Below are 1534 nucleotides of genomic sequence, written 5' to 3'. Positions count from 1 at the left end.
TATCTTCATTATTTCCCAACTTTTTAGCATTTGTACCTTTATTATTAAAAACCCCCGTTTATAAAGCCTTTCAATATGATATAATATAAACCATAAAAGTTACTTATCAACTTATAGAGGTGTTTTTTAATGAATAAAAAAAGAGTAATCCAAGGAATAGATAATTTTAAAAAATTAATAGATAATAATGGCTACTATGTAGATAAAACATTATTAATTAAAGAACTTATAGATCGACCAGATCAAATAGTCCTTATAACTAGACCTAGAAGATTTGGCAAAACTCTAAACATGAGCATGCTAAAATATTTTTTTGAACTTCCTGAATGTAGACAATATGATTTTGAAGATGAAGATGTCAACTATCTTTTCTCTAATCTCAATATATTTAATGCAGGAGAAAAATATAAAAATGAATTCTCTAAATATCCTGTAGTTTATTTGACTTTTAAAAATGCAAAGCAAAACAACTGGAATGATACATACGAGAATTTAAAAGAAACAATTGCCAATGAATATAAAAGACATAGGTACCTTTTAGACTCCGATGTATTAAGTCAGTCTGAAAAAAAAGTATTTAACAAAATAATGGATTTAGAAGGTTCTAAAGTACAGTATACCAATGTAATAATAAATTTAACAAAATACCTAAAAAGATACTTTAAAAAAGACTGTTATGTCATAATAGATGAATACGATACCCCTATTCAAGCTGGATATATTGAAGGATACTTTAAAGAAATCACAGAATTTATGAAAAGTGTTTTAGTGAAGGGATTTAAAGACAATATATCTTTAAAACAAGGAATTCTAACAGGTATAATGAAAGTAGCTCAAGAAAGTATTTTCAGTGACTTTAATAATCCATTAGTTTGTACAATTTTAACAGAAGAATTTAAAGATATGTTTGGCTTTACAGAATACGAAGTAGAAAAAATGGCACACTATCTTGGCCTGTCTAATCATCTGCCTGACATAAAAACTTGGTATAATGGCTACATATTTGGAATTGATACGGTAATCTATAATCCTTGGAGCATATCAAAATATATGTATAATCCAATAAACGGACTTAGAGCTTACTGGTCAAATACCAGTGACAACAGAATAATAAAAGAAGTACTGCAACTTGACAAGCTTGAAGGCCGAAAAACTGTTGAAAAACTTATAAAAGGTGAAGCTGTTGAAAAAGAACTAGAAGAAAACGTAGTATACCAAAATATAAAAACCAACCCTGATGTTGCTTGGAGTTTTCTTACTCATGCAGGCTATTTAAAATCCTATGACAGGCAACAAAAAAGACTTAAATTTTCATATAAACTTGAAATACCAAATCTTGAAATACAGACAATATACGAAGATATGATAATTAATTATTTAAAGGATGATGAAAAAATACTCGGTGATGTAGAATATATAATAGAAAGTTTGATGAATAATGACATAGAATCTTTTGAAAGACTTTTAAAAGATTTATATTTAAGTCAAGTTAGTTTTCATGATACTAGAGACATAAAAGAACGTGAGCAAAAAG

At 27.5% G+C, this 1534-nt stretch carries 1 protein-coding gene; it reads left to right on the top strand.

Annotation, left to right across the window (positions count from 1 at the left end; all coding sequences use genetic code 11):
- Positions 1-129: 129 nt before the first annotated feature.
- Positions 130-1534, top strand: a 1405-nt coding sequence (locus tag RBH29_RS17620) for an AAA family ATPase (RefSeq protein ID WP_306698320.1), incomplete at its 3' end; no start/stop codon positions are given.

Source organism: Herbivorax alkaliphila (assembly GCF_030848475.1).
Classification (GTDB): domain Bacteria; phylum Bacillota; class Clostridia; order Acetivibrionales; family Acetivibrionaceae; genus Herbivorax.
This window is presented reverse-complemented; position numbering and strand designations above follow the sequence as displayed.